The following is a 2,500-nucleotide window of genomic DNA, read 5'->3' on the forward strand; positions in this document are numbered from 1 at the left end:
GGGAGGACCATCTCCCAAGGCTAAATACTACCTAGTGACCGATAGTGAACCAGTACCGTGAGGGAAAGGTGAAAAGCACCCCGGAAGGGGAGTGAAAGAGATCCTGAAACCGTGTGCCTACAAGTAGTTAGAGCCCGTTAATGGGTGATAGCGTGCCTTTTGTAGAATGAACCGGCGAGTTACGATTACGTGCGAGGTTAAGCTTTAGAAGGCGGAGCCGCAGCGAAAGCGAGTCTGAATAGGGCGAATTAGTACGTGGTCGTAGACCCGAAACCAGGTGATCTACCCATGTCCAGGGTGAAGGTGAGGTAACACTTACTGGAGGCCCGAACCCACGCACGTTGAAAAGTGCGGGGATGAGGTGTGGGTAGCGGAGAAATTCCAATCGAACTTGGAGATAGCTGGTTCTCTCCGAAATAGCTTTAGGGCTAGCCTCGTGATGAGAATACTGGAGGTAGAGCACTGTTTGGACTAGGGGGCCATCCCGGTTTACCGAATTCAGACAAACTCCGAATGCCAGATATTTATACACGGGAGTCAGACTGCGAGTGATAAGATCCGTAGTCAAAAGGGAAACAGCCCAGACCACCAGCTAAGGTCCCAAAGTAATCGTTAAGTGGAAAAGGATGTGGCGTTGCACAGACAACCAGGATGTTGGCTTAGAAGCAGCCATCATTTAAAGAGTGCGTAATAGCTCACTGGTCGAGTGACGCTGCGCCGAAAATGTATCGGGGCTAAACGATTCACCGAAGCTGTGGATTGACATCTACGATGTCAGTGGTAGGAGAGCGTTCTAAGTGCGTTGAAGTCAGATCGGAAGGACTGGTGGAGCGCTTAGAAGTGAGAATGCCGGTATGAGTAGCGAAAGACGGGTGAGAATCCCGTCCACCGTATGACTAAGGTTTCCTGAGGAAGGCTCGTCCGCTCAGGGTTAGTCGGGACCTAAGCCGAGGCCGATAGGCGTAGGCGATGGACAACAGGTTGATATTCCTGTACCACCTCCTCACCGTTTGAGAAATGGGGGGACGCAGTAGGATAGGGTAAGCGCGCTGTTGGATATGCGCGTCCAAGCAGTAAGGCGTGTGTGTAGGCAAATCCGCACACTGTAACGTTGAGCTGTGATGGCGAGTCCGTATGGACGAAGTTCCTGATTTCACACTGCCAAGAAAAGCCTCTATCGAGGTGAGAGGTGCCCGTACCGCAAACCGACACAGGTAGTCGAGGAGAGAATCCTAAGGTGTGCGAGAGAACTCTCGTTAAGGAACTCGGCAAAATGACCCCGTAACTTCGGGAGAAGGGGTGCTCTTGAGCGTGCAAGCGCATGAGAGCCGCAGTGAATAGGCCCAGGCGACTGTTTAGCAAAAACACAGGTCTCTGCAAAACCGTAAGGTGACGTATAGGGGCTGACGCCTGCCCGGTGCTGGAAGGTTAAGAGGAGTGGTTAGCGCAAGCGAAGCTGCGAATTGAAGCCCCAGTAAACGGCGGCCGTAACTATAACGGTCCTAAGGTAGCGAAATTCCTTGTCGGGTAAGTTCCGACCCGCACGAAAGGCGTAACGATCTGGGCACTGTCTCAACGAGAGACTCGGTGAAATTATAGTACCTGTGAAGATGCAGGTTACCCGCGACAGGACGGAAAGACCCCGTGGAGCTTTACTGTAGCCTGATATTGAATTTTGGTACAACTTGTACAGGATAGGTAGGAGCCAGAGATCTCGGAGCGCCAGCTTCGAAGGAGGCGTCGGTGGGATACTACCCTGGTTGTATTGAAATTCTAACCCATGCCCCTTAGCGGGGCAGGAGACAGTGTCAGGCGGACAGTTTGACTGGGGCGGTCGCCTCCTAAAAGGTAACGGAGGCGCCCAAAGGTTCCCTCAGAATGGTTGGAAATCATTCGTAGAGTGTAAAGGCACAAGGGAGCTTGACTGCGAGACCTACAAGTCGAGCAGGGTCGAAAGACGGGCTTAGTGATCCGGTGGTTCCGCATGGAAGGGCCATCGCTCAACGGATAAAAGCTACCCCGGGGATAACAGGCTTATCTCCCCCAAGAGTCCACATCGACGGGGAGGTTTGGCACCTCGATGTCGGCTCATCGCATCCTGGGGCTGTAGTCGGTCCCAAGGGTTGGGCTGTTCGCCCATTAAAGCGGTACGCGAGCTGGGTTCAGAACGTCGTGAGACAGTTCGGTCCCTATCCGTCGTGGGCGTAGGAAATTTGAGAGGAGCTGTCCTTAGTACGAGAGGACCGGGATGGACACACCGCTGGTGTACCAGTTGTCTTGCCAAAGGCATCGCTGGGTAGCTATGTGTGGACGGGATAAGTGCTGAAAGCATCTAAGCATGAAGCCCCCCTCAAGATGAGATTTCCCATTACGCAAGTAAGTAAGATCCCTCAAAGACGATGAGGTAGATAGGTTCGAGGTGGAAGTGTGGTGACACATGGAGCTGACGAATACTAATCGATCGAGGACTTAACCAAAATGTTTGAAACATTCAATGCAC

The 2,500-nt window shown here is 52.6% G+C and carries 1 rRNA gene; it reads left to right on the plus strand.

What is annotated here, in order from left to right:
• A 23S ribosomal RNA gene (locus ACVYAD_RS24900) occupies positions 1-2,477 on the plus strand; the annotation flags it as partial.
• Positions 2,478-2,500 lie beyond the last annotated feature (23 nt).

The sequence above is a fragment of the Lysinibacillus sp. G1-3 genome (genome assembly GCF_056322905.1).